General features: G+C 62.7%; 23 protein-coding genes. 17 read left to right on the plus strand and 6 right to left on the minus strand.

The annotated features are described in order from the left end of the window. Positions 1-147 precede the first annotated feature (147 nt). From C7450_RS06685 to C7450_RS06735, 11 genes are all read left to right on the plus strand, one after another. On the plus strand, positions 148-894 hold the full coding sequence (locus C7450_RS06685; protein ID WP_110373622.1) for a FadR/GntR family transcriptional regulator: 747 nt from the start codon (positions 148-150) through the stop codon (positions 892-894). A 111-nt stretch (positions 895-1,005) separates the two neighbouring features. Next, the gene (locus C7450_RS06690; protein WP_110373623.1) at positions 1,006-2,952 is read left to right on the plus strand and encodes an ABC transporter substrate-binding protein; all 1,947 of its coding nucleotides are present in this window, start codon (positions 1,006-1,008) and stop codon (positions 2,950-2,952) included. A 58-nt stretch (positions 2,953-3,010) separates the two neighbouring features. Continuing rightward, entirely contained in the window at positions 3,011-4,003 is a 993-nt protein-coding gene (locus C7450_RS06695; protein ID WP_110373624.1) for an ABC transporter permease, read from the plus strand. Positions 4,004-4,005: 2 nt separating this feature from the next. Next, positions 4,006-5,169 carry an ABC transporter permease gene (locus C7450_RS06700; protein ID WP_110373625.1) on the plus strand — a complete coding sequence of 388 codons (1,164 nt, stop codon included), beginning with the start codon at positions 4,006-4,008 and terminating at the stop codon, positions 5,167-5,169. A gap of 8 nt (positions 5,170-5,177) precedes the next feature. Further along, a complete protein-coding gene (locus tag C7450_RS06705) occupies positions 5,178-6,215 on the plus strand; it encodes an ABC transporter ATP-binding protein (protein ID WP_245449503.1) in 1,038 nt (345 codons plus the stop codon). Continuing rightward, complete coding sequence (locus C7450_RS06710; RefSeq protein WP_110373627.1) at positions 6,208-7,278, plus strand: ABC transporter ATP-binding protein; 1,071 nt, start codon at positions 6,208-6,210, stop codon at positions 7,276-7,278. Before C7450_RS06705 ends, C7450_RS06710 begins: the two co-directional genes overlap by 8 nt. After that, entirely contained in the window at positions 7,263-8,021 is a 759-nt protein-coding gene (locus C7450_RS06715) for an SDR family NAD(P)-dependent oxidoreductase (protein WP_110373628.1), read from the plus strand. Before C7450_RS06710 ends, C7450_RS06715 begins: the two co-directional genes overlap by 16 nt. Before the next feature lie 37 nt (positions 8,022-8,058). Further along, positions 8,059-9,273 (plus strand): mandelate racemase/muconate lactonizing enzyme family protein, encoded by a 1,215-nt coding sequence (locus C7450_RS06720; protein WP_146227275.1) that lies wholly within the window; start codon positions 8,059-8,061, stop codon positions 9,271-9,273. A gap of 24 nt (positions 9,274-9,297) precedes the next feature. Next, positions 9,298-9,963, plus strand: coding sequence for an RraA family protein (locus C7450_RS06725; RefSeq protein WP_110373630.1), 666 nt, complete (start codon positions 9,298-9,300; stop codon positions 9,961-9,963). A 3-nt stretch (positions 9,964-9,966) separates the two neighbouring features. After that, positions 9,967-10,848, plus strand: coding sequence for an NAD-dependent epimerase/dehydratase family protein (locus C7450_RS06730; RefSeq protein ID WP_110373631.1), 882 nt, complete (start codon positions 9,967-9,969; stop codon positions 10,846-10,848). A 34-nt stretch (positions 10,849-10,882) separates the two neighbouring features. Further along, positions 10,883-11,770 (plus strand): helix-turn-helix domain-containing protein, encoded by an 888-nt coding sequence (locus tag C7450_RS06735; RefSeq protein ID WP_110373632.1) that lies wholly within the window; start codon positions 10,883-10,885, stop codon positions 11,768-11,770. Between the two features lie 4 nt (positions 11,771-11,774). Here C7450_RS06735 and C7450_RS06740 read toward each other — a convergent pair whose 3' ends face one another. Then, positions 11,775-12,554 (minus strand): SDR family oxidoreductase, encoded by a 780-nt coding sequence (locus C7450_RS06740; protein ID WP_110373633.1) that lies wholly within the window; start codon positions 12,552-12,554, stop codon positions 11,775-11,777. A gap of 475 nt (positions 12,555-13,029) precedes the next feature. Between C7450_RS06740 and C7450_RS06745 the strand changes: the two genes are divergently transcribed. The 4 genes from C7450_RS06745 to C7450_RS06760 all read left to right on the plus strand — a co-directional run bounded on the left by C7450_RS06745 (position 13,030) and on the right by C7450_RS06760 (position 17,417). Continuing rightward, positions 13,030-13,980 (plus strand): carbohydrate ABC transporter permease, encoded by a 951-nt coding sequence (locus C7450_RS06745; protein ID WP_110373634.1) that lies wholly within the window; start codon positions 13,030-13,032, stop codon positions 13,978-13,980. Then, complete coding sequence (locus tag C7450_RS06750) at positions 13,977-14,846, plus strand: carbohydrate ABC transporter permease (protein WP_110373635.1); 870 nt, start codon at positions 13,977-13,979, stop codon at positions 14,844-14,846. Before C7450_RS06745 ends, C7450_RS06750 begins: the two co-directional genes overlap by 4 nt. Before the next feature lie 5 nt (positions 14,847-14,851). After that, complete coding sequence (locus tag C7450_RS06755) at positions 14,852-16,030, plus strand: ABC transporter ATP-binding protein (RefSeq protein WP_110373636.1); 1,179 nt, start codon at positions 14,852-14,854, stop codon at positions 16,028-16,030. A gap of 73 nt (positions 16,031-16,103) precedes the next feature. After that, positions 16,104-17,417, plus strand: coding sequence for an extracellular solute-binding protein (locus C7450_RS06760; protein WP_110373637.1), 1,314 nt, complete (start codon positions 16,104-16,106; stop codon positions 17,415-17,417). Between the two features lie 78 nt (positions 17,418-17,495). Here C7450_RS06760 and C7450_RS06765 read toward each other — a convergent pair whose 3' ends face one another. From C7450_RS06765 to C7450_RS06785, 5 genes are all read right to left on the minus strand, one after another. Continuing rightward, positions 17,496-18,326, minus strand: coding sequence for an ABC transporter permease (locus tag C7450_RS06765; RefSeq protein WP_110373638.1), 831 nt, complete (start codon positions 18,324-18,326; stop codon positions 17,496-17,498). A 4-nt stretch (positions 18,327-18,330) separates the two neighbouring features. Then, positions 18,331-19,236 carry an ABC transporter permease gene (locus C7450_RS06770; RefSeq protein ID WP_110373639.1) on the minus strand — a complete coding sequence of 302 codons (906 nt, stop codon included), beginning with the start codon at positions 19,234-19,236 and terminating at the stop codon, positions 18,331-18,333. Then, positions 19,205-20,233 carry an ABC transporter ATP-binding protein gene (locus C7450_RS06775; RefSeq protein ID WP_245449504.1) on the minus strand — a complete coding sequence of 343 codons (1,029 nt, stop codon included), beginning with the start codon at positions 20,231-20,233 and terminating at the stop codon, positions 19,205-19,207. Before C7450_RS06775 ends, C7450_RS06770 begins: the two co-directional genes overlap by 32 nt. Positions 20,234-20,286: 53 nt before the next feature. Further along, complete coding sequence (locus C7450_RS06780) at positions 20,287-21,309, minus strand: ABC transporter substrate-binding protein (protein ID WP_170147104.1); 1,023 nt, start codon at positions 21,307-21,309, stop codon at positions 20,287-20,289. Positions 21,310-21,846: 537 nt separating this feature from the next. Further along, positions 21,847-22,800 carry a cucumopine synthase-related protein gene (locus tag C7450_RS06785; protein ID WP_170147105.1) on the minus strand — a complete coding sequence of 318 codons (954 nt, stop codon included), beginning with the start codon at positions 22,798-22,800 and terminating at the stop codon, positions 21,847-21,849. 263 nt (positions 22,801-23,063) lie between these two features. Between C7450_RS06785 and C7450_RS06790 the strand changes: the two genes are divergently transcribed. Continuing rightward, entirely contained in the window at positions 23,064-24,122 is a 1,059-nt protein-coding gene (locus C7450_RS06790; RefSeq protein WP_210206386.1) for a cucumopine synthase-related protein, read from the plus strand. 370 nt (positions 24,123-24,492) lie between these two features. Beyond that, complete coding sequence (hutC, locus tag C7450_RS06795) at positions 24,493-25,215, plus strand: histidine utilization transcriptional repressor HutC (RefSeq protein WP_146227276.1); 723 nt, start codon at positions 24,493-24,495, stop codon at positions 25,213-25,215. The last annotated feature ends 67 nt before the right edge of the window (positions 25,216-25,282 follow it).

Here is a 25,282-nt window from a genome sequence, read left to right on the forward strand (position 1 = left end):
CACCGGATGCATGAGGTCGCGAGGCGGCCGCGCGCCGATTGGCCTGTCCAATTTACCTATTATCCGACCCATATCTGCGAGATTGCCGCTTGACGCCCGAATTCTCCTTGATATTGTCCTGACCAATAGATCTTTCCGGGAAGCGGTATGACCAATCCAGCGACCAAGACAACGCCGGCACTGTCGATCGTGCGCAACAAGCGTGTCTATGAGCAGATCGCCGAGCAGATCGGTGACATGATCCGGTCCGAGCAGTATCGCGCGGGCGACCGCATTCCGCCGGAGCGGGATCTTGCCAAGCTGCTCGGGGTCAGCCGACCCTCGGTCCGCGAGGCGATGATCGCGCTGGAAGCCGCAGGCCTGATCGAGGTTCGCGTGGGCGACGGCACCTACGTCCGGGAGGCCGCGGCGACGACCGGCGTGATGCCATGGTCGGCCGGCGCCGATCCGGGGCCTGGGCCGCTGGAGCAGTTTCAGGCGCGTCGCCTCATCGAGACCGAGATGGCCGCCCGCGCCGCCGTCAGTGCCACCGCGGGGGAAATCCAGGAGCTGGAAGCACTGGTCGAAGAGATGGCGCGGGTCTATCCCACGCTTGACGACTTCGACGACAAGCTCGGCTTCCGTTTCCACACCGCGCTCGCCCGCGCCGCGCGCAACGGCGTCCTCGCCAATGTGGTCGAATATCTCTGGACGCTGCGCGACAGCGACATGTGGCGGCATCTGCGCCGCCGCGTCGTCACGCCCGACAATCGGCGCCAGGTCGTCATCGATCGTCGTGAGATCGTCGCCGGCATCGCCGAGCGCAACCCCGTACGCGCCAAAGCGGCCATGATCGCGCTGCTCGATCGCGCCGAGCGGCGCTACTTCGGGCCCGACGACGAAGAGTTGAAGTAAAGCCCCGGCGACGCGGGGAGGAAACGTCGCATCAACGGCAATCGGACAGCAAAGCCACGCCGGCTCCGCGAAGAAATCCGATGCCTGCAAGACAACGGAGAGGAATGAAGGATGGGGCTCATTCGCATGACGCCGTCACGGCGTAGCCTTTTGCTTGGCAGCGCCGCAGCCATCGCCCTGCTGGTGCCGCATATCGCGGCCGCACAGGAAGCCTACAAGGAAGCGCCGGCACTCGCCGCGCGTGTTGCCAAGGGCGAACTGCCCCCGGTCGCCAAACGGTTGCCGACCAACCCGCAGGTCATCAAGCCCAACAAGGAAATCGGTCGCTACGGTGGGACGTGGCGGGCGACGATGCTCGGCGCCTCCGACCATTGGTGGCTGATCAAGACGATCGCCTATGATGGACTTATTCGCTACGATCTGGATACGAAGGGCTATGTCGGCAACCTCGCGGAAAGCTTCGAGGCCTCGCCGGACGGCAAGGAATTTACTTTCAAGCTGCGCGACGGACTGAAATGGTCTGATGGCCAGCCCTTCACATCGGCCGATATCCAATTCTGGTTCGACAGCGTCGCCAAGAATTCCCAGCTGACGCCAAGCCTGCCCTCCTGGTTGCGTACGGCGAGCGGACCCGTGGAGATTACCTCTCCCGACGCGCGCACCGTCAAATTCGTCTTCAAGGAACCGAACGGCCTCTTCCTGCGCAACCTCGCGTCGAACTCCAATATCGGCGACAATCCCCCGATCGAAGGGTTTCCCAAGCATTTCCTCGCCAAGCTCCACGCCGACCACAATCCGAACGCCGATGCTGAAGCCAAGGCGGCCGGCTTCTCCGGTTGGGTCGAACGCTTCACGACGGTGACCGGCCCCCTGAGCCGCTGGCGCTTCACCGGCCTGCCGACCATGCAAGCCTGGGTTCTGACCGCGCCCTATGACGACAAGCGCCGGGTGGCTGCTGAACGCAACCCCTATTACCACAAGGTCGATCCGAACGGGCAGCAGCTTCCTTATCTGGACGGCTATGATTTCCGGGTCGTCGACGACGCCGAGGCAATGGTCCTGCGCGCGACCGCCGGCGAAATCGATCTCCAGGACCGTACGCTCGCCAGCCTGCGCAACAAGTCGGTGCTTTTCGACAACCAGGAGAAGGGCAAGTATCACTTCTTCGAGGTGCCGCAGCCGCATCACAATACGATGGTGCTGTTTCTCAACCACAACCATGCCAATCCGCAGAAGCGCGCGCTGATCCAGAACAAGGACTTCCGCATCGCGCTGAGCCACGCGATCAACCGCAAGGAAATCATCGATCTTGTGTATTACGGCCAAGGTGAACCCTGGCAGGTCGCGCCGCGCAAAGGCTCCGTCGGCTACGACGAAAAGGTCGCAAAGCAATATACGGAATACGACAAGGCAAAGGCGAACAAGATCCTCGACGAGTTGAAGCTGGACAAACGTGATTCCGCAGGCTTCCGCATCGGCCCGGATGGATCGCGCCTCAGCATCATCGTCGAAGCACCGTCCGACTTCCGGCCCGACTGGATCGACGTGCTCGAGACGGTCAAGAAGCACTGGAAGGAGGTCGGCGTCGATCTGCAGATCAGGCCGCTCGGCCGCGCACTGATCCGCAACCGGGCGCTGGCCAACGAGCACGAGGCCTTCGTCTTCCTCGGCAACGGCGGCGAGGACATCGACCTCGTCATGCATCCCGACAACTTCCTGCCTTACGACCAGACCGGCTACCGCACCTTCGCGCTGCTGTGGTCCAACTGGTTCGCCGGCAAACAGCCATCCGAGGAGCCTCCGGAGAACATCAAGAGAGCCTTTGAGCTCTACCGCAAGGTCCAGTCATCGCCCGATCCGAAAGTCCAGGGCGAAGCGATCAAGGAGATCGTCAAGATCAGCGGTGACGAGTTCTTCAATATCGGCATTTCGCTGGCACCGCCCGGCTATGGCCTGATTGCCAACTCCATGCGGAACGTGCCGGATTCGATTACCGATATCGGCACTATTCCGTATATCGGGGTCGTCAAGCCGGAGCAGTTCTTCAAGGCGCAGTAGAGCCAATCCCGCCCCGGTCAGGCCGGGGCGGCCCATCCCGCACAGGGACGTCGCATCCATGTTTGCTTTTATCATCAGGCGCACCGCGCTGATGGTGCCGACGATGCTCATCATCTCGGCCATCGTCTTCGTGGTGATCCAGCTGCCGCCCGGCGACTTCCTCGACACCCTTGCCTCCCAGCTCGCATCGCAGGGGGAGGGACTGGCCGACTCGCAGATCGCGCTGCTCAGGGAGCGCTATGGGCTCGATCAATCGATCCTCGTCCAGTATCTCAAATGGATCACCAATATCGTCACGGCCCTCGATTTCGGGCAGTCGTTCGAGTGGAACAAGGCGGTGCTCGATGTCATCGCGCCGCGCTTCTGGGTCACGCTTGGCATTGCGCTGCTGTCCCTGGCGCTGACCGCCGTCGTTGCCATTCCCTGCGGCATCTATGTCTCGCTGCGCCAGTATTCGCTCGGCGATAATCTGGCGACATTCTTCAGCTTTCTCGGCCTCGCCGTGCCGAACGTCCTGATGACGCTGGTTCTGATGTATGCGAGCTTCACCTTGTTCGACAGCAATCCCGGCGGCCTGTTCAGCGCGCAATATCAGGATGCGCCCTGGTCCGTGGGGCGCGTCCTCGATCTCCTGGCGCATCTGTGGATCCCGGCCGTTGTTCTCGCGACGGCCGGCACCGCCGAGGTGGTCCGGGTGATGCGCGCCACCATGCTCGACGAGTTGTCAAAGCCCTATGTGGACACCGCGCGCGCCAAGGGGCTCACCGAAGCCCGTCTGACGATGAAGTATCCCGCCCGCATCGCGATCAACCCGATCGTGTCGAAGCTCGGGTGGATGATACCGATCATCGTATCGAGCGAAGCGGTCGTCAGTATCGTTGCCGACATTCCGACGATGGGTCCATTGCTCCTGCGCTCACTGCTGGCACAGGACATGTATCTCGCCGGCGCCATCATTCTTCTGCTCGCATTCCTGACGGTCATTGGAACGCTCATCTCCGACATCCTGCTTGCGCTGCTTGATCCGCGCATCCGCCATGCGATGGAGTAGCCATGTCGTCCGCCACTGACACGACAGCCGCCGCGCCGGCTCCAGCCGTTCCCGCCGCGATCGCCGCACAGGAAAGCCGCCTGGCCGGCGCCAGCGAGTGGCGCCTCATCTGGTGGCGTTTCCGCCGCCACCGCCTCGCTTTCGCGTCCGGCATCGTCGTCCTCGCGATCTACGTGATTGCGCTCCTCGCCGACCCGATCGCGCCGGCCTCGACCGAGGCCTCGAAACCCCAATACACCTATGCACCGCCGCAGATGCTGCATCTCTTTCGCACGACGGATGACGGCTGGCGCTTCGAGCCGCATGTCCTCGGCTATCGCGTCCAGATCGATCCACGTGCCATGCGACGCAGCTTCGTGACCGATCCCGATACGGTCATCCCCGTCGGGCTCTTCGTCCGCGGCGATCGCTACAGCTTCCTCGGACTGTTCGAGAGCGACCTCCATCTCTTCGGCCCCATCGAGGCCGGCCAGCCGTTCTTCCTGCTCGGTGCCGACAGGCTGGGGCGCGATGTGCTGAGCCGAACGATCCACGGCGCGCGCGTCTCGATGTCGATCGGCCTCGTCGGCGTCCTGATGAGCCTCGCCATCGGCGTGGTGCTCGGCGGCCTCTCGGGCTATCTCGGCGGCCTCGTCGACAGCGCCATCCAGCGCACCATCGAGATCATCCGCTCGATCCCGACGATCCCGTTATGGATGGGGCTCGCTGCCGCAGTACCCCTCACCTGGCATCCGCTCGCCGTCTATTTCGCCGTCACGGTCATTCTGTCGCTGATCGGCTGGACGACCATCGCGCGGATCGTCCGTGGCAAATTCCTGTCCCTGCGCAACGAGGATTTTGTCGTCTCGGCGCGGCTCGACGGTGCTTCGCAAACGCGCATCATTCTCGTGCACATGCTGCCGTCGTTCTACAGCTACATCATCGCCGCGACGACGCTCGCCGTGCCGACGATGATCCTCTCGGAAACCGCGCTCAGCTTCATCGGCCTCGGCCTGCAGCCCCCCATGGTGAGCTGGGGCGTGCTGTTGAAGGAAGCGCAGAACATCCGCTCGCTGGCGAGCGCACCCTGGCTGTTCGCGCCCGGCGTTGCGGTGATGATCGCCGTCCTGTCGCTGAGCTTCCTGGGCGACGGCCTCCGCGATGCCGCGGATCCCTATCAGAAATGAGGGCTGAGATGAGAGCGCCCACCGCCGCGCCCCTGCTCGAGGTCGACAACCTCCGCACCCATTTCACGACGCCGGGCGGCCTCGTGAAGTCGGTCGATGGCGTCAGCTTCACGGTCGGCCACCAGGAAACCGTCTGCATTGTCGGCGAATCCGGGTCCGGCAAGTCCATCACCGCGCGCTCGATCATGGGGCTCGTCCGGCGGCCGGGGCGGGTCGTCGGCGGACGGATGAACTTCCGCCTGCGCGACGGATCGACGGTCGATCTCGCGGCCATCCCGCCGGATTCGGCGACCTACCGCGCCATTCGCGGACGCGAGATCGGCATGATCTTCCAGGAGCCGATGTCCGCCCTGTCGCCGGTGCACACCATCGGCAGCCAGATCGAGGAAGGCATTCGTCTGCACCTCGGTTTTGGCGCGCGGGCGGCGCGCGAACGCGCGGTCGATGCGCTCGAGAAGGTCGGCTTTCCCGGCGCCCGCCAACGGCTGAATACTTATCCGTTCCAACTGTCCGGCGGGCTACGCCAGCGCGTCTGCATCGCCATGGCGCTTGCCTGCGAGCCGAGCCTTCTGATTGCGGACGAGCCGACGACGGCTCTCGACGTGACCACCCAGGCGAATATCCTCGAGCTCCTGCTGCGCCTGCAGGGCGAGCTCGGCATGGCGATCGTCTTCATCACCCATGACCTCGGCGTCGTGGCGGAGATCGCCGATCGCGTTGTCGTCATGTATCTCGGCCAGGTCATGGAGGCCGGGCCTGCCAGCGGCATTCTCGGCCATCCCCGCCACCCCTATACCCGCGGGCTCCTGCGCTGCGTCGCCGACATCGAGGGCGACGGGCTCCTGCGCGCCATTCCGGGGATCGTCCCGCATCCCCTCGCCCGCCCACCCGGCTGCCCCTTCAGCACGCGCTGCGAGGAGATGATGCCCGGCCTCTGCGACACCACGGCTCCCGAACTGCTGGCGATCAACGGCGAGAGCCGGGTCCGGTGCCATCTGTGGTCGAGCGGCCAGCCGCATGTAACCGAAGGGGCAGTCCATGGCTGAGCCGATCCTCTCCGTCCAGGACCTGCAGCAGCATTTCCACCGCCGCAAGGGCTTCCTGAAGCGCGAGACCACCACGGTCCGCGCCGTCGACGGCGTCTCCTTTGATCTCATCGAGGGTGAAACCCTCGGGCTGGTGGGTGAATCCGGCTGCGGGAAATCGACCACCGGCCGCGCCATCGTCGGCGCCTACCGTCCCACGGCCGGATCGGCTCTCTACCGATGCACCGATGGGCAAACGATCGACCTCGTTCAAGCGGATCCGGCGGCACGCCGCGCCGTCTTCAGGGAGATCCGTCTCGTCTTTCAGGATCCGCAGTCCTCGCTCAATCCGCGCATGCGGGTCATCGACATCGTGGGCGAGCCGTTGCGCAATTTCGGCCTCGCCAGCGGCGCGGCGCGGCGCGAGCGCGTCGGCCAGCTCCTCGCCCAGGTCGGCCTCAGGCCCGAATACATCGACCGCTATCCCCATGCCTTCTCGGGTGGCGAGCGTCAGCGCATCGGCATCGCCCGCGCCATCGCCACAAAGCCGCGGCTTCTGATCGCCGACGAGGCCGTCTCGGCACTGGACGTGTCCATTCGCGCGCAGATCCTCAACCTGCTCGTGGAGCTGCAGGCGAGCCTCGGGCTCACCTATCTGTTCATCTCCCACGACATGAGCGTTGTCCGGCGCATCGCTTCCCGGGTGGCCGTCATGTATGTCGGCCGCATCGTCGAGATCGCGCCGACGGCGGACATCTTCCGGCAGCCGCTCCATCCCTACAGCCGCGCGTTGCTGTCGGCGGTGCCCGACGTCAACCGGCCGAAGTCGGCGCATTCACGCCGCATTCGCCTGACGGGCGAGGTCGCCGATCCGGCGAACCCGCCATCCGGCTGTCACTTTCACCCGCGCTGCCCCTTTGCCAGCGATCGCTGCCGCACCGAGGCACCGGTCCTGCGCCGCATCGCCGGCAGCGGCGAGGTCGCCTGTCATCACGCCGAAGCGATCGCGGCCACGGGTCCCGTGACCTCATCGGCGCAACCCGTCATATCCCAGGAAGGAACACAACTATGGACAACGGCTTGAAGGGACGCGTCGTCTTCATCACCGGCGCCGGTGGCGGTATCGGCCGCTCGATCGCCCGGCACTTCGGCGCCGAAGGCTCGCGCGTCATCGCCACCGATATCGATGCGGCGGCGGCCGAACGCACGGCCGCGGAGATCCGCGAGGCCGGCGGCGAGGCCGACGCCCACGGGCTCGATGTCGCCAGGCGCGACGCCGTGTTCGCCGTGGTCGGGACGGTCACGCGCAAGCACGGCAAGATCGATGTGCTCGTCAACAATGCCGGCGTGGTCGGCCTCGCCAAGATCGAGGAGATCACCGACGCGGAATTCGACCGGCTCTATGGCGTCAACGTCAAGGGCAAGCTCTGGTGCATGCAGGCCGCGGTACCCTCGATGAAGGCCCAGAACTGGGGCAGGATCGTCAACCTCTGCTCCGTCTCCGGCAAGACGGGCGGCCGCCTGCCCTATGCGCATTACACCTCGTCGAAGGGTGCGGTGTGGACGATGACGATGGCGGCCGCACATGAATTCGCGCCCTGGAACATCAACTGCAATGGCGTGGCGCCCGGTTCCGTCATCGGCACGGCCTTCTCCAAGGATTTCGAGCTCTCCAATGATCCGGAGGTGCTGCGCGCCTCGATCCCGCTCGCCCGCCGTGGCCAGCCGGACGATATCGCCCCCGCCGTGGTGTTCTTGGCCTCCGAAGGCGCCCGCTACATCACGGGCGAGCTCATCGACGTGAACGGCGGCCTGCATATGGACTGAGGCTGCGGAGTGAAAATCCTGCAATGAGGATGCTGCCGTGAGTTCCCTGAGAATTGAATCGATTGAATGCATACCCGTCACGGTGCCGATAGAGGCCCCTATCCTCACCTGTTACGGCTCGCTCGGCTCCTATCCGCGCGTCATCATCAAGATCGTCGCCGAGAATGGCCTCGTCGGGTATGGCGAGACGTCAGCCCGATACAAGGCCGATACGTTCCGGATGTTTGAGAACATCTTCAAGGGCGCCAGCCCTTGGGAATCAACGCGCCTGATCAACCGGATCAAGCACTGGAACTACTATCCCTGGCAGAAGCCGGAACCGCTGATGGCCGGGCTGGAGATCGCCTGTCTCGATCTGGTCGGCAAGGCCACGGGCGAACCGCTGCACCGGATTCTCGGTGGAAAGATCCACAACGAGGTGCCCGTCGCCTCCTACCTGTTCTATCGGCATGCGAATGCCGAGGGCTATGGTAAGATCCATTCTGTCGAAGAGGCGGTCGACTTCGCCAAGGCGCAAGTCGCCGACTATGGATTCTCCGCCCTGAAGCTCAAGGGCGGCTATTTCCCGCCGGAAACCGATCGCGATACGCTCTATGCCCTGCGGGATACCTTCGGCCGGGACATGCGCCTCAGGCTCGATCCGCAGGGATGCTGGACGCCCGTCACGGCGATCCGCATCGGCCGGCAGCTCGACGCCATTGATCTCGAATACTACGAAGATCCTTGCTGGAACGCCGCTGCAATGGCCCAGGTCCGCAAGTCCGTGACGACGCCGCTCGCCACCAACATGTGCGTCACCCAGTTCGAGGAGTTTCATCCCGCGACCCAGCTCGGCGCGGTCGATGTGGTGCTGAGCGACATCTGGTACTGGGGTGGCGTGCGCGCCACCATGGCGGCTGATCGGATGTGTCACGCCACGGGCATCGATCTCGGCATGCATTCGAGCGCCGAACTCGGGGTGGCCTGGGCCGCGATGATCCACGTGGCGAGTGCCATGCCCCACATGAAGCTCGCCATCGACTGCATGAATCTCCATCTCGCCGACGACATCATCGTCGGTGGCAAGATCGTGCCGCGCAATGGCGTTGTCACGCCGCCGGACGGGCCCGGCCTCGGCATCGAGATCGATGAGGACAAGCTCGCCAAATATGGCGCGCTGGCCACATCGGGCGCTGCCAATGACCGCTACCTCAATCCCAATCTGGCCGATAGCGCCCGCCCGGGCTGGTCACCCCACAGCCCCGCCTGGTGATGCCCCCATAAGAAAGACACGACAATGCAGCTCGACACTCACGATTGGCCTTCCATCGCCGAGCGCTTCAAGCGCCTCTATACGCCGGCCGTCTGCGACGTCCTCGATTCCTACGAACTGCGTTTCCAGTTCGTGCATCACTCCATTCGCCCGCTCGATCATCGTCTGATGGTCGCGGGGCCGGCCTTCACCATCGTCGGCACGTCGAATTCGACCCGTGACCAGACGAAGCGGATGGGCCCGCGTGTCATCGACAGCTTCCTGCCGCATGTCGTGGCCTGCTACGACACCATGGGCGACGAGGAGACGGGTGTTTGGGGTGAGCTCTGGAGCGCCGGTGCGGTGCGACGCGGCTGCGTCGGCGCTGTCGTCGACGGTGGCATCCGCGATACCGCCTATATCCGCCGCGCCGGCTTTCCGATCTTTCATAAATACTGCATTCCCGGCGATGCCGTTGGCCGTTTCAACATCGTCGACTTCGGCTGCCCCGTGTCCATCGGCGGCGTGCGCGTCAATTTCGGCGACTATGTCTTCGGTGATGAAGACGGCGTCGTCATCATCCCGCGCGAATTGACGCTGGAGGTTCTCGAACGCGCGGAGGAGGTCTGCTCCAAGGAGAACCGCATCCGCGACGCGATCCAGGACAATACGTCTCTGGCCGATCTCTACAAGACGTTCGGCAAGTTCTGAGCGATGACAGCGAAGATCCGCAGCGTCCTCGTCACGGGTGCGGCCGGGCTGCTCGGGCGCGCGGTGGTCTCGACCCTCAATTCCGCGGGGCATCGGGTCACCGCGCTCGATCGCGTCGACGCCCCCGTGCCGGATGGCGTGCGCCCGGTGGTCGACGACCTCAGCGACCGCGAGCGGCTGGAACATCTGCTGACCGGCATCGACGGCGTCATTCACTGCGCCGCCTATGCGATCCCGCAGGCTGCACGGGAGGATATCGTCTTCACGGGCAACGTCACGGCGACGACGAATATTCTGCTCGCGGCGGAAGCGAGTGGCATCAGCCACTTCGTCTATGCCTCCAGCCAATCGGCGCTCGGCCTCGCCTATGCACCGGAGATCATCCCGCCGGACAGGTTGCCGGTGGACGAGACGCATCCCTGCCGCCCGCGCGAAGGCTATGCGCTGAGCAAGCACGTGGGCGAGCAGATCTGCGCGATGGTCGCCGGACGCTCCAGCGTTGCCGTCACGGCGCTGCGCTTCCCCGTGATCTGGGCCGCCGAGCGGTTCGCCGAACACACGGCCAAACGCCTCGGCGATCCCGCCCAGGCCGCCAAGAGCCAATGGGCCTATGTCGACCTGCGTGATGCCGCGCGCGCTTGCCGGCTTGCCATCGATCATGAGGGACAGCGCGGATTTACCCTCTACAACATTGCAGCGCCCTGGCCCTTCGCGATGGCCGAGGCGGAGGCAAAGCTCGCCATCGCGTATGGCACAATCCCGATGCGCGCCGGCTGGCATCCCGGACAGGCCGTCTTTACGCCGGAAAGGGCTCGCCAGGACCTCGGCTTCCTCGCAGAATGGCGATGGACGCCGGAAGGGATCGAACGCATCGCGCCGGAATGAGGGAACACTTGAGAGAATAAGGGAGGGCTCATCGATGTCGTCGTTCGCTGACACTGTTCACACGGCGCCTGTTGCCTGGCCTCCGCCGAAGCGCCTGAAGCCGAGGACGGGCACGGCGCCCGATGGCATGCCGGCCCGCGCGATCACACCGGCCGAGGTGACGGACCGCCTGTCCAGCCGATTGCGCGACCTGGTGGGGCCCGGACGGCGCTGGAGCTACGCCGAGATCTCCGCGCACACCCTCATCGATGTCCGCACCCTCAAGGCCTATGTGCGCGGCACGGCTTGCCCCAATCTCGCCAAGTACAAACGGCTCGTGGTCGTGATGGGCCCCGAGGTCGCGATCGACCTCAACCGGATGTTGGGTTGGGAGCCGCGCATCGGCAATGATCCGCCGGAGGCGCTCGACCTCGGCGCGCTGGAGGCCGCGCTCCTGCGCGCCGAGCAAGCGCTCGCCGGCCTTGACCGCGCGCGGCAACCCGGCCCGTCGGGTCTGATCAAGCCAAATTCCCACACGGCCACCGCGCGCGTGGCCGACACGCGGCCTGAATTCGCCCGCGCACTGCCTGCCCAGGCGATCACGCCGGCGGCGATCGCCGCAAGGCTGAGCTATCGGCTGAGGCGCATGCTCGATGGCGAGGGCAACAGGAGCATCGGCGGCATCGCCGAGGCCACCGGTATCTCGCGCGGCGTGATCGAGGCCTATGTCGCCGGTACCGCCTGCCCCAACCTCGCGCGCTACTTCCGGCTGGAGCGCGTGCTCGGCCAGGAGCTCGGCATCGAATTCGCCCTCATGCTCGGCTGGAGGCCGCGCTATCAAGCCAGCCGCAATGTCGCCGCGCCGCTCATCGAGGCCCTGCACGGCAGCGTGCGCGCCTGCCTCGATACGCTGGAGCGCATCAAAGGCACCGATGGGCGGTGAAAGGTCAGCGGCCGCCGGTCGCGTCGATGAAGGCACCGGTCACGAAGGACGACCGTTCGGACAGCAGAAACAGGACGACTTCGGCGATCTCTTCCGGGCGGCCGGGACGGCCCATCGGAATGATCCGCCCCATGCGCTCATAATGCCCCGGGCCATCGACATCATGGGCGGGCGTCATCACCGTGGCGGGGCGCACCGCATTGATGCGAATGCCTTCGCCGCCCACTTCGACCGCGGCGTTCAAGGTGAAGCCGTCGACCGCCGCCTTCGCGGCGGCATAGAGAACAAGCCCCTCGGCCGTCGCCTTGCGGCTCGTTGGCCCGCCGCGCCGGGCACAATCCGAGGAGATGTTGACGATCGAGCCGCCCTTGCCGCCATGGCGGGTCGACATCCTGCGCACGGCTTCGCGCGTACACAGCATGGTGGACACGACATTGAGCGCCATGATGCCGTGCATCTGGGCGACGGTCGCCTCCTCGACGCGGGCGCCGTCAGGCCCGAGCACGATCTTGCCGCCGCCCGCGTTGTTCACAAGGCCGGCGATGGGGCCGAGTTCAAGATCCACCTGACGGAACATGGCGACGACGGCCGCCTCATCCGTCACGTCGGCCTGGACCGCGATGGCACGCCCGCCCGCCTCACGGACGGCGGCCGCGACCTCCTCAGCTGCCGCGCGGGACGTATTGTAGTTCACGGCGACATCCCACCCATTGCGGCCGAGGACCGGGCAGATGCCCGCGCCGATCCCGTGGCTACCGGCGGTGACGATGGCGACAGGTCTCATCTGATCGCTCCCTGCTAGAGCAAGTCCGTCTGTTGCGGACTTGCTCCGATCGAAAATTAACGAGCAAATTCAAAGTCTGAGATGGTATCAGACGATTCCATCTCAGACGGATTTGCTCTAGACGCCAGTGGCGGCGTCTCCGATGCGAATGGCAGGAACGATAACCGCGATGGGGACCGAGAACCTTGTTCAATCGTGGCAAAGCACGAGGGGCGGCCTAGGATCAACCGAATTGCCGCAAGAGTTACGTTGTCATCACCGGGCTTGTCCCGGTGATCCCGACCGGAGAGGCGCCCCGATTTATCGGGATGGCCGGGACAAGCCCGGCCATGACAGCTGAGAACGCTGAATGTCGATTGAACCTAAACCGCAACCAGCCGACGCACGTTCCGGCTCCATGCGTTTTGCAGCAAACCGTCATTGTAACCCCTCAAGCCACGCAGCATTCTCTTCGAAACGATAAGGGGAACGTCCTATGGCCCTGCCAGAAACGGCGGATTACTGGGGCAGCCGGCCGCCGCAGCCGCTCGTGATGCCGCGACGGCGGCGCCCGCTCCTATCCGCCGACGAGATCCGCGCCTATGGCTTCGTCGCGCCGCTCGTGGTGCTTGAAATCCTGTTTGTCGTCACGCCGCTGGTGATCGGCTTCTACTACAGCCTGCATCGGGTCGATTACTTCGAACTGACGTCGTTCCGGGGCTTCGACAACTATTGGCGCGTCCTGACATCCCCGATGGTTCTCGCAAGTCTCGCCGCGACTGCCATCTTCGCCATCGGCGCGCTCATCCTGACGTTGTCTGTCGGCTTGAGCCTCGCACTCTATCTCGAGCAGGATACGCGCTGGAACATCTTTGCGCGGGCTGCGGCACTTGTGCCCTATGTCATCTCGATGCTCGTGGGCTCGCTTCTGCTCCGCTGGATCTTCTCCACGGATTCGGGGCTGGTGGCGGCCGCACTCGGCCCCTTTGGGCTCGGCGACACGACAATCCTCGCCGACCCCACGGCGGCGATGGGCGCGCTCATCTTCAACGCCGGCTGGCGCGACAGCGCCTTCGCCATGATCCTGCTGCTCGCCGGGTTGAAGAGCATTCCGCCCCAGCTGCATGCTGCCGCCCGTGTCGATGGTGCAAGCGCGTGGTACCGCTTCCGCCACGTCACGCTGCCGCTCATGCGCATTCCGATCCTGATCGCGGTGGTGCGCCTGCTGATCCATTTCGTGAATGTGCTCACCTTCGCGCTGGTGCTGACCGGCGGAGGCCCGAACGGGGCGACACAGACGATGGGGCTGGCGATGTATCGGCTTGGTTTCCTCGACGCGCGCATCGGCGAAGCCAATGCACTCGCCATCCTCGTGTTCCTGTTCAATATCGTGCTCATCGCCATCAATGTCGTCTTGTTCAGCGAACGCCGGAGGGCTGCACCATGAGGCCGGATTCGCCAGGCAAGGCCGCGATCCCGCTCTGGAAGCGCCGCCAGCGGATGCGCGCGCTGGTGCGCCGCGCCATCAATCTGGCCATCGCACTCGTCGCCCTCTTCCCGATCCTCTGGGGATTGTCGACGTCTTTCAAGACGACCCCCGAGCTTGCCACATTCCCGCCCACGCTGCTGCCCGCGCATCCCACTCTGGAGCACTACGCGCTTTTGTTTCGGACGGGTATCGAGCGCTACATGCTGAACAGCGTCTTCCTGTCCGCCGCGACGGTCATCGGCTGTCTCGCCTTCGGCAGTCTCGCGGCCTATGCGATGGCGCGCGTCAAGTTCCGCGGCGGAAACACGCTGCTTCTCGTTATCGTCGCGCTGATGAGTATCCCGCTGCCGTCTCTCCTGGTGCCGACTTTCACCTTCCTTGCGCAACTCGGGCTTCTTGACAGTCTGACCGGCCTTGCGCTGCTTTATATCGCCTATCAATTGCCGATCGCCGTCTGGGTGCTCTACGGATATTTCCTCACCATTCCGATCGAGCTTGAACATGCCGCGCGCGTCGACGGCTATTCCCGCTTTGCGACGCTGCGCAAGGTCATCCTGCCCCTGTCGGGGCCGGGCCTGGTCGCTGCCGGCCTGTTCGTCGTTACATTCGCCTGGAACGACTTTGTCGTCGCCGTGGCGATGACCTCGTCCGATGCAGTCAGAACGCTGCCCGTCGCCATCTACGGCTATCTCGGCTTCTATGGCCGCGAGTGGGGGCCGCTGACGGCCTCGGCGATACTCTCCACCATTCCCGTCATTGTCGTCTTCATCGTCTTCCAGCGCTTCTTCCTGGGCGGAATGACGAGCGGCGGCGTCAAGAGCTGAATGCCATGACCACATCCGTCCAGTTCCGCGGCGTCACGAAACGCTTCGGCTCCGCCGAGGCACTCTCGGCCCTCGATCTCAAGGTCGAGCCCGGCGAGTTCGTCTCGCTGCTCGGCCCGTCGGGGTCGGGAAAATCGACCACGCTCGGCCTTCTCGCCGGGCTCATCGAGGCTGATGAAGGCGAGATCCTGATCGGCGATCGCATCGTCAACGATATCGGGCCTGAAGGCCGCGACATCGCCATGGTGTTCCAGAACTATGCCCTCTATCCGCATATGACCGTCTTCGAGAACCTCGCCTTTCCCTTGCGCGCCCGCGGGCGGCGGCGCCCGGAGAGCGAGATCGAGAGCCGCATCGCGGCGGTGGCCCATGCGCTCGGCCTGCCCGACCTGCTGCATCGCTATCCCCGCGAATTGTCGGGCGGACAACAGCAGCGCGTCGCGCTCGGTCGCGCCATGATCCGCGAACCGAAGGTCTTCCTGCTCGACGAGCCTTTGTCGAACCTCGATGCGCGGCTGCGCATCCGCATGCGCCACGACATCAAGGCTCTCCATGCAGCGATCGGCTCGACGATCATCTATGTCACGCATGACCAGGCCGAGGCCTTGTCGATGTCATCCCGCATCGCCATTTTCGACAAGGGAAAGCTGCAGCAATACGCATCCCCCTTCGAGATATACAATCGTCCGGCCAATATCTTCGTTGCCAATTTCGTCGGCGAGCGTGAGACACTCTTCCTTGACGGGGCCATCGCGACAGATCCCGCGCTTTGCTTTCGCTGCCGCGATGAGGCATTGGCGATCCGCCCGGGCGCAACCAACCTCGGCGCCGTCGCCGGGCGCCCGCTCAAGCTCGGGCTTCGCACGGAGGCTGTCGAGCTCGTCCCCGCCGACGCCCCCGCCGCTTTCCCCGTCACCGTCTCACAGATCGAGCTCGCCGGGCCGGATATCATCGTCTATGCCACGACCGGCACAGGCATCGAGCTTTGCTGCCGCGTGCCCGCAAACCGCCCGATCGCGCGCGGCGACCGGTTGCATGCGGCGCTCGTGCCGGAGGCGCTGCATCTTTTCGATCCGGAGACAGGGGCCGCGATCGCGCTGCCGGCCCTGGAGAATAGCCAAGGCCGCCGCGAACCCGCGGCCGCCGCATTCGCCTACAAGGACGCCGTCCAAAGAACGGCCTGAGGGGCGCGCCAGGACGCGTGCCCCGGTTTAAGCACGCGCAACCTGACCGCCAGAGACCAACGGGAGGAAACCAATGTCAGCTCAACAATCGCGTGGATTGACGTCGCGTGCGGTTGCGCTCGCGGGTATCGTCGCCAGCATGATCACCGCCGGGCCGCTCGCGGCCCAGACCACGGTCACCATGTGGACGTTCCTCGATCCCAACAAGACATCGCCGCGCGAGGTGGCGCTCAAGGAGATCATAGCCGGCTTCGAAGCGGCCAATCCGTCCATCAGGATCAAGGTGGAGCCGCAGGACTTCGCGCAGATGCCGCCCAAGTTCTTCCTCGGCCACCGGACCGGTGGCAATCCGGACCTCGTCTGGATCGACGCGAAGAATCTTGGCGGCCTCTCGCAATCCGGCGCCGGAGCCGATCTCAACGCGCTCGTCACCAAAGCCTGGTCGCAGGCCGACCGCGACGACTTCTTCGTGAAGGCGGGCTGGAATGCCGCGCTGAAGGACGGCAAGCTGACGGCCATGCCGCTCTTTCATGGCGCGAGCGTCATCTACTATCGTAAGGACCTGTTGAAGGCGGCCGGCATCGATCCCGCCAGCCTCACGACATGGGACGCGCTCGCCGCAGCCGCAAAGAAGCTCACAACCGACAAGGACGGCGACGGCCGTGTCGACGTCTGGGGCTTCGGCATGCCGCTTGCCGCCATCAAGACGGAAAGCACTCCAGCGCTTATCGGCATGCTGGATCAGGACGGCGGCCCCTTCAAAGGCTGCAAGGCGAACTATGCGACGCCCGAGGGTATCAAGTCCCTTGGCTTCACGGCGGATCTCATCACCAAGGACAAGGTGACCCCACAGGAGGCCCTCGTCCAGAATGTCGACGACATTACCGAACAGTTCACCGCCGGGCGCTATGCGATGGCGATCACGTCCAATCTTCGATTCAGCGTCATCGCCAAGGCTGCCGCCTTTGGTGGCGACAATATCGGCATCATCGCCTGGCCATCGTGGTCCGGCAAGAAGCCCGCACCGATGCCGGTGTCCGGCTGGTGGATCGCCGCCTGGCAGAAATCGCCGCGCCTCGCCGAAGCCGCGAAGTTCATCGATTATCTCGCCAGCAAAGACTCCATCGCCAAATGGATGACGGTCGGCGGACAGGTGCCCATCCGCAAGTCCCTTCTCGACAGTCCTTTCCTCAAGCAACCCGCCAACGGCTGGATGACGACCATGGTCGATGCCTGGAGCACGTCGAGCTGGATGGAACCGACCGAATGCAACACGCGCACCTTGCAATCGGCCCTCAACGAGGCGGTCAGTCGGGTCGTCCTTGACAAGGTTGACCCAAAGGCCGCCCTTCAGGAGGCCGAGCGGAAGTTCGCCGACGCGCAATAATGGGCGCGACTATCGAATATCGTTTGCCGGCGACTTTCGCGACGCGCAGCCATCGGCCGCCACTCGAAGCGGCGGCCGTCAGGCCCGGCGGCCTGTGAAGACATTCAAGCCGACGAGCCGATCAATCGCGATGACGATAATGGCCGACCCGATGACGGACCAGGTGGAAACCGCCGCAATGATCGGCCGATATTGATAAAGGAGATATTCATAGATCTTGATCGGCAGCGGCTGGAGTTCCCGGGGTGTCAGGAAGATTGACACCGAGAAGTCGTTCCACGACGTGATGAAAGCGAATAGAAAACCGGCGATCACGCCCGGTTTGATCAGCGGCAGCGTAATGGACAGAAAAGTCCGCCAGGGCGTTGCGCCGATGCTGCTTGCCGCATCTTCCAAGGCCGGGTCGAGATTTTCGGTAACAGCCGTAATCGTTCTCACGGGGTAGGGCATCGTGATAATGATATGCCCGATCATGAGGACAAACAGGTTCGTCAGGCCGAAGATATACATCATGACCTGATAGAGGGCGAGCGCGAAGATGACCGATGGGACCAGAAGCGGGCCCATGAAGGACAGTGTCAAGACGCGCCCCACCGCCGGCGACATTCTGCGTAACACCAAGGCCACGGGCAGCGCAAACAGCGTCGATACCGATGCAGAGACGAGCGCAACGACGAGGCTGACCATGGCGCCGTTGACGAAGCTGCCTTCGGTCAGCGCCATCACCATCCACTTCAGGCTCAGCGACCGCGGCGGAAAGGTCATGGAATCCGCGTTCAGGGCCGAACCCGCCACGACGATGAGCGGCGCGACGACGAAGATAAAACTGCAGAACGCGGCGATCTCCAGGCCCGTCGGCAAGCGGAGCCGGAACGTCGATCGATTGAGGTTGTGCGAAGCGGCGGCCATGGACTCACCTCAAGGTCCGAAACGTTCGGCTGACGACAAACAGGTAGATCGCCGTGATCAGTAAGCTCAGAATTGTCAGGCTGATCCCGATGGCCGCGGCGAAGGGGAAATTGCCCTGGATGGCGGCCTGCTCGTAAGCCATCATGCCCATCATGCGCACCCGCCCGCCGCCCATCAGGGCCGGAATGGCGAAGGCGGCCGCGTTGAGCGTGAACGCGATCAACGTTCCCGCGACCACGCCGGGCAGGGAAAGCGGGAAGGTTACAGCCCAGAAGGTTCTGTAGCGATTGGCCCCGACACTGGCCGCCGCTTCCTTCAAGGCTGGATCAATGGCCGCGATGACGCCAATCAGCGGGAGAACGACATAAGGGACGGCGATCTGTATGAGGCCGATGAGAACGCCAAGCTCCGTGTACATGATGCGTATACGCGGCATCCCGATCAGTCCGAAGACGCTGTGAACAAGGCCGCCGTTCATCAGGAGCACGTTGAGGCCGAATATGCGAATAACGATGTTCACCGCCAGCGACACAACAACCATGCTCGTTATCAGGCCGCGCCGCTGCGGCGGAAGTTCGGCGATATAATAAGCCAGCACATATCCGATCAGTAACGCAAATACTGTCGACAGAACAGAAAGCTTGATTGTGGTCCACAGCGCCGTCTCGAGATAGAACGGATCTGTCCAAAATCGCGCATAGTGCTCCAGCGTGCCGGTGAATTCCGGCGGGCTGCCGATTTCATGGGTGGAGAGACTGGTGGCGACCAGCCAACCCATCGGAATGAAGAAGAACACGACCACGAAGACGAAAGGCAAGAACACCGAGCTGCGGCCGAGCAGTTCACCCGCATTCACCCCAAGGCCACGCCCGCGGATCTCAGTCCTCTGCAATGACTGCGTTGCTGACATTTATCCTGACCTTGTCTCCGGGCTCCAGCACGTCGGCATTGGAGCGCTCCTGCAGGAACAGGAGCGTGTCGGACCCGTCATCCGGACTGAGGCCGTAACGGACAGCTGCCCCCTCGTAGATGACCTCGCGAACAACGCCACTGAATTCGTTTGCCGCGACAGGAGATGGTTCACGACGAAGAAGCATCCACTCCGGCCGCACGATGACGCGAACCTTGTCACCCGATCGCACCCCGCTCGGCGCATAGGCGTCGACGACCGACCCGCCGGCGAGCCTCACGCGGCCGCGTTCGTTCCCTTCGATCGCCAGCACGTCGCCATCGATGAAATTGGCGCTCCCGAGGAAGCCGGCAACGAAACTGTTGGCCGGTCGCTCGTAGACCGTACGGGGATCAGCCACCTGCTGGATGCGGCCGGATTGCATGACGACCACCCTGTCCGACATCGACAGGGCCTCCTCCTGGTCATGCGTGACGAACAGCATCGTCACCCCGAGGGAACGCTGCAGGCGCTTGAGCTCGATGCGCATATCCTCGCGGAGACGTCGATCCAGGTTGGACAGAGGTTCGTCAAGAATGATGACCTCGGGGTCGATCGCCAGAGCGCGCGCCATCGCGACGCGTTGCTGCTGCCCCCCGCTCAACTCGCGCGGGTAACGATCCTTCAGTCCCGTCAGGCGCACCATCTCAAGCGCCCGATCAACCCGGCGGGCGATCTCCTCGCGCGCCAGCTTGCGGATGCGCAGACCGAACGCGAGGATCTCGAAGACCGTCATATGCGGCCAGAGGGCATAGTTCTGGAAAACAACGCCGATGTTCCTGCGATAGGGCGGAAGATGCGTCACATTTCTTCCCCGTATCGTGACCTGGCCCTCATCGGGGATAATGAACCCCCCGATGATGCGAAGTGTCGTCGTCTTGCCGCAACCGCTCGGGCCGAGAACCGTGACAAATTCGCCGCGCTTGATCTGCAGCGAAACGTCGTTGAGAACGTCCACGTTTCGGTATCGCTTGCCGCAATGCGAAAGTTCTATATCGATACTGTCAGACATTACCGCTGAACTTCCCGGTCCCAGCGGGACTGCCACTGATCATAAACCGTCACAATGTATTTCCAGTCGGCGCTCTGGAGATCGTCAATGTTCTTCGGGTTGAGCATAAGCTTTGCCTGCAGTTCGGGAGGCAACACCGTATTGCGGTTCGTCGGGAAGTAGCCGAGCTTCTCGGCCATACGGACCCCGGATTCCGGGCTGAGCAGATGATTGACGAGCTTCTGGGACAACTCGCCATTCGGCCGGCCAGCAACAACACTGAGGGTCGAGGACAGGGGAAAGAACCCTTCCTTCGGAATGGCACCCTGGATCTTGACCCCCTCGACATCGCGCGCCCAGGCAATGCGGCCGTCGGTCCACATGCTCATCGCAATCTGATCGTTGCGATAAAGCTCAAGATGATCGGCATGGGCATTGATCCACACATCGATATTGCGGGCGATCTTTGCGAGTTCGGCGAAGCCGGCGTCCGGATTGCGCTCACTGCCGCCCGCGAGCTTCGCGAACAACGTGATTAGCTCGATATTTTCCGGGCGAAAGCCGCGCAGCGCTATACGGCCCTTATACTCCGGCTTGGCGAGATCGTACCATGATTCCGGCGGCTTCACCTCCGCTGGATTATAGGCAATTACATAAGCACCGAAATTGGCGGCGATGACAGCGTCCGAGTAGATCGCCTTGGGATGAAGCGCCTTTAGATTTGGAATAAGCTTCGCATCCAACGGCGCGAAGGACCCCTCCGCCTCCATGCGCAGCGCGAAGACCGGATCGGAAACGATAACATCGATCTCCTTGTTGCGGACGCGCGCGATATTATTGGCGCCCGATCCCGGAATGATCGTGACCTTGACGTTGTTCTCCTTCTCGAAGGACTTCACGCTTTCGGCCATCGCCTCATCATAGGCGCCGCCGAAGCCGCTCAAGATCAGCTCGCGTTGCTGCGCCGCAGCGACAGAGCCGAAAGTCGCAACCGCTGTGACGATCAGGCCGGCAAGCACGGCCCGACTCTTTATCCACTTCATGACTCGTTCCCCTTTTTTGGCTTTTTTGTCCGCCATGTCGACTACAACGGGCGGTGGAATACGATCGTGTCCGATCTGAGCGGAAGATGCTCTAACGCTGCTATTGTCGCGTCACACTCAAACCATGACACTGCGACGACTATTCAGTACAATGACGTTTTTACTGACGACCAACATGATACGCTCCGCCTCGCGCCAGATCACATGCCGCCGAGCTATCGACACACAGATGCCAGTTCTTCGAAGACGAGACACAAGGCACAGGGCCCGTGGGAGCTGGAGGATGGCTGTCGGTATCGGCGCCGGCCTCGCGAGCAACCGCCCCGCCGGCTCGGACATATTCAGCTCCAACCGAAATGCTGAAACAAGCACCTCCTGTGTCGAAGGCATATCGCCATTTAGTATATACATTTACACAGGCTGAAGAGGGGCGCAAGCATCATTTCGGAATGCCCGGCTTATCTGGGCTCTCTGACGCAACCGTTCCGGCCGGCCTCGTGCTCACCCTGGGCATCCGCCAGCCTACAGCTTCGCGGATCAGACGAGCGAAACGGTGAGCCAGATCTGTTCCTTGGTCTCGAAGGTGCTCTGCCAGACGCGACGACCAACCTCATCAAGGCGATCAGCGTGCTCGGGGATGACCTCGCCGAGGACGGGCTGGGCAAGATCCTCAGTCGTCGGCCCATATTGCACAATGAACTTCTGGCCCGTTGACTGCGAGAACCGGATGCGGCCCTTCGGCGCATCGCAGATGCGCTCACGCACCTGGATCGGCGCCGTGCTGATCAAGGGCGTCCACGCATACATGGATTCCCCGGTCACCACCGCGTGGTCCTGGAGGATCCTGAAGGGCAAGGCCGCGATGACATCCCGGCAGAGCTCCGGGTTCTCGTTGACCGCGAGAAACGCATCGACGCTGATACCAAGCGGATCCCACGTCAGCCTGATCCTCCGGCCATCCCGGATAGGCACGCGACGCGAAAGATCCATGAGCGAGGGCACCTGCTCCTCGGGCTTATCGTAGACGAATTGCTTGCCGAGCCCCCATGGAAAATAGTGAAAGGACCACGCGGCGAGCTGATTTGTATAGGCGCAAAAAGCTCTCACCGCATCGATCGCCTCCTCGCGGCTTTCCGCCGACGGAAGGTGTTCGCGCAGGGCAAATGCAAGAAGCCCCATGTCCGGAAACCCGCTATAGCGGAGATAGTTGCTATAGGAATGATCAAACGAGTTCAGAATAAAGCAAAACTGTTCAAGCGAGATATCTCTGTTTTCGATAATGTGAACCAGCGGATAGTAGGTATACATCGAATAATCGCGGATCATCCCGGCAGCGATATCCCATGTACCGAAATATTGCCCGTAGCTACCTGCCTTGTTCTCCAGATTACCACTGCGAAACGCGCGGATCTCCTGCGGCTCGTTGTGAAGGATGGCGGCTGTCCGCTCCTTCGTCGCCTTGACAACATCGCGCAAACTTTGAAATGACATGTCCATTCACCCCGTAACCTTGATGGCATGGCGGCCTCGCCGCCTGCATTGGATATACCATTAGATCATATTTGTACATACAATAACGCACGGCGGATCAGCTCTGGCAATGCGCTTTTTTTGGGCTTCCGACAGCTATCCATCGGCGGGGCGGGTGAGCCTTCGTGATGGGAGAGCGGCTGCTGAAGGGCTCAGGAGCCCAGTAAAGTAGACATAAGCAGCATTATGTCTATAATAAATTTCGACCAACGACGAACCTTGGCGTGAAAACCGCTTGCGCCCGTGGTGGGTTTCATTTTGTATATACCTTTAAGGGCTTTTGTCGACTTTCGCGCCCTTCCCACCATGAAAGGACTGCAACGATGGGCAGATTAATCGATATCAGATGGCCTGAGCTCGACATCATGGTCGTCGCCGAATTGGCGGACGAGCAGAACCCCGAGATGTGCGAGGAGTTCTGGCAGGATCTGCCGTTCAAGGTCATGCAGGCCCACCCGGTTGTGTCGGGCGAGTCCTTGTACGCGTGGACGCCGACGATCAGCACGGCGCCCGTGCGGCACCGCGAACGCATCGTGGATTGCCCGGTGGGACGGCTGCGGTATTCACAGGCAACGGGAAACAAATTCTCGATCCAGTACGGCAAGGGCCTGGAGCCGCTCGCGCAGCCTGTTCTCGGCATGGTCCTGCCGGAGTATCATCATCTGTTACCCGTCGTCGGCAAGGCCATCTGGAACAATCTCTTCTTTGCGAAAGAGCAGATTTTCGTGGAAGTTAGCCCCCACGATCCCGCCGAAGCCTTCAAGGGTGAAGGGCGCTTCGCCAATCTCAAGGGCGCGGCCGCGGAATTCTATGCAGAAGCCAAGCGTATCCAGACGGTCGAGCCCGAAGACTTGCGCCGCATCCGGTCTGGTGAGATCGGCGACACAGGCACGTATGGACAGTACTTTACAGCGTGGGATTTCGCCAATGGCATGCTGCGCGACTATATCATGTACACGGCATATCCCTTGCTGAAGCTGGTTGATACACTATCGCACAAGGATCTTATCGCGGCGGTTGATGCTTTCGATCCGGCCTATTCCGAATACCTCGGCTATTCCGGGCTCGAAACTCTCCTCGATTTCTCGGTCAAATTGCGCGCTGCTATCCGCGAAACCGAGGACAAGGAAGAACTGCGCACCCTGATGCGGACGTTCATCATGTATGGCAATCGCCTTTGCGCCTGGTCCTATCACTATTTTCCATGGTACCTGGGCATGTTCTATGGCCGCAAGATCAACGGCCAGGAATTTCCGGGTCGCTTCAACCCCGTGAAGTCCTGATCAACACGCGGGGCAGGCCGGGGATCGGGCTGCCCCACGCAACCGTCAGGCGCCGTCGCCGCCGATCATGGAACGGCGCGGGGCAGCAGGACCTGGTTTTCAGCTGGTGCTTTGGTCTCCTGGCTGTCGCGATCACTCTTGGCTGTGGCGATCAACAGAGACGTAAAGCTTTACTCGATTTAAGTTCCTGAAGCCGCGGATCGGGAATATTGATACAGATTGGATCAGTTTTGCGGCCCCGGATCCGGGTGTTATAGATGACAGTTGAGTTGCGGTGATTTTGCCCCAAGAGGTCTGGTTGGTGGACGAACAGGACGCTTCAGCGGTTGCCCCCTCCGCAAAACGCGACGCGCGCGCGGACAAGCAGGCCATGCCGTTATATGCAGAGATCCAGCGCGACATCGAACGCAAGATCATGACCGGCGAATGGGGAACGGGCACACGGATCCCCCCGGAAACGGAGCTTGTCGAGGTTTATAATTGTTCGCGGATGACCGTTAACAAGGCGCTGTCCAGCCTGGCCGCAGCCGGTATGATCACGCGAAAGCGGCGCTCGGGATCGTATGTCGCACCTCCCCGGATCGAGGAGCCCCTCACCTATATCCAGGATATCCGCGCCGAAATTCTGGCCACGGACCGGTCCTACCGTTTCGAGATCGCCAACCGCAGCATCCGCAAGGTCACCGAGGCCATCGACGCGCGGCATGTCGGCGTACCCGTCGGCACGCGACTTTTATATCTGGAAGTCATGCATTTCGCAGACAATCTGCCCTTCACGATGGAGACCCGGCAGATCAATCTGGATGCGGTCCCTCAGGTCGAGCGCCTCCAGTTCAAAAGCGAGCCCCCCGGGAGTTGGCTATTGAGCAACGTGCCGTTCAGCGAGGGCGAACATTCGATCCGGGCCATTTCTGCCGATGCCATGATCGCCAAGAAACTGCAGATCGTCGAGCGCACCGCCTGCATCTCCATCGCGCGCCGCACCTGGCTCAATGGCGAGCTCATCACCTTTGTAAGATTGATTTACCCGGGCGACCGTCACCGCTTCATCGTGCGTTTCAGCCCGTCATCTTCCGCCTTCGGTTCGCTCTAACGGGTCAATACCGCGGCTCTACTCCCCCGCCGACGCCTTTCGTTGAGCGCGACGAATGCTACGATGC

This window comes from Chelatococcus asaccharovorans, assembly GCF_003201475.1.
GTDB lineage: Bacteria > Pseudomonadota > Alphaproteobacteria > Rhizobiales > Beijerinckiaceae > Chelatococcus > Chelatococcus asaccharovorans.

Coding starts and splice junctions, on each gene's coding strand:
- C7450_RS06730 (WP_110373631.1), top strand. CDS start 9,967: ATGACAGCGAAGATCCGCAGCGTCCTCGTCACGGGTGCGGCCGGGCTG.
- C7450_RS06710 (WP_110373627.1), top strand. CDS start 6,208: ATGGCTGAGCCGATCCTCTCCGTCCAGGACCTGCAGCAGCATTTCCAC.
- C7450_RS06750 (WP_110373635.1), top strand. CDS start 13,977: ATGAGGCCGGATTCGCCAGGCAAGGCCGCGATCCCGCTCTGGAAGCGC.
- C7450_RS06755 (WP_110373636.1), top strand. CDS start 14,852: ATGACCACATCCGTCCAGTTCCGCGGCGTCACGAAACGCTTCGGCTCC.
- C7450_RS06780 (WP_170147104.1), bottom strand. CDS start 21,309: ATGAAGTGGATAAAGAGTCGGGCCGTGCTTGCCGGCCTGATCGTCACA.
- C7450_RS06745 (WP_110373634.1), top strand. CDS start 13,030: ATGGCCCTGCCAGAAACGGCGGATTACTGGGGCAGCCGGCCGCCGCAG.
- C7450_RS06760 (WP_110373637.1), top strand. CDS start 16,104: ATGTCAGCTCAACAATCGCGTGGATTGACGTCGCGTGCGGTTGCGCTC.
- hutC (WP_146227276.1), top strand. CDS start 24,493: ATGCCGTTATATGCAGAGATCCAGCGCGACATCGAACGCAAGATCATG.
- C7450_RS06700 (WP_110373625.1), top strand. CDS start 4,006: ATGTCGTCCGCCACTGACACGACAGCCGCCGCGCCGGCTCCAGCCGTT.
- C7450_RS06770 (WP_110373639.1), bottom strand. CDS start 19,236: ATGTCAGCAACGCAGTCATTGCAGAGGACTGAGATCCGCGGGCGTGGC.
- C7450_RS06740 (WP_110373633.1), bottom strand. CDS start 12,554: ATGAGACCTGTCGCCATCGTCACCGCCGGTAGCCACGGGATCGGCGCG.
- C7450_RS06715 (WP_110373628.1), top strand. CDS start 7,263: ATGGACAACGGCTTGAAGGGACGCGTCGTCTTCATCACCGGCGCCGGT.
- C7450_RS06785 (WP_170147105.1), bottom strand. CDS start 22,800: ATGTCATTTCAAAGTTTGCGCGATGTTGTCAAGGCGACGAAGGAGCGG.
- C7450_RS06685 (WP_110373622.1), top strand. CDS start 148: ATGACCAATCCAGCGACCAAGACAACGCCGGCACTGTCGATCGTGCGC.
- C7450_RS06695 (WP_110373624.1), top strand. CDS start 3,011: ATGTTTGCTTTTATCATCAGGCGCACCGCGCTGATGGTGCCGACGATG.
- C7450_RS06690 (WP_110373623.1), top strand. CDS start 1,006: ATGGGGCTCATTCGCATGACGCCGTCACGGCGTAGCCTTTTGCTTGGC.
- C7450_RS06725 (WP_110373630.1), top strand. CDS start 9,298: ATGCAGCTCGACACTCACGATTGGCCTTCCATCGCCGAGCGCTTCAAG.
- C7450_RS06735 (WP_110373632.1), top strand. CDS start 10,883: ATGTCGTCGTTCGCTGACACTGTTCACACGGCGCCTGTTGCCTGGCCT.
- C7450_RS06705 (WP_245449503.1), top strand. CDS start 5,178: ATGAGAGCGCCCACCGCCGCGCCCCTGCTCGAGGTCGACAACCTCCGC.
- C7450_RS06765 (WP_110373638.1), bottom strand. CDS start 18,326: ATGGCCGCCGCTTCGCACAACCTCAATCGATCGACGTTCCGGCTCCGC.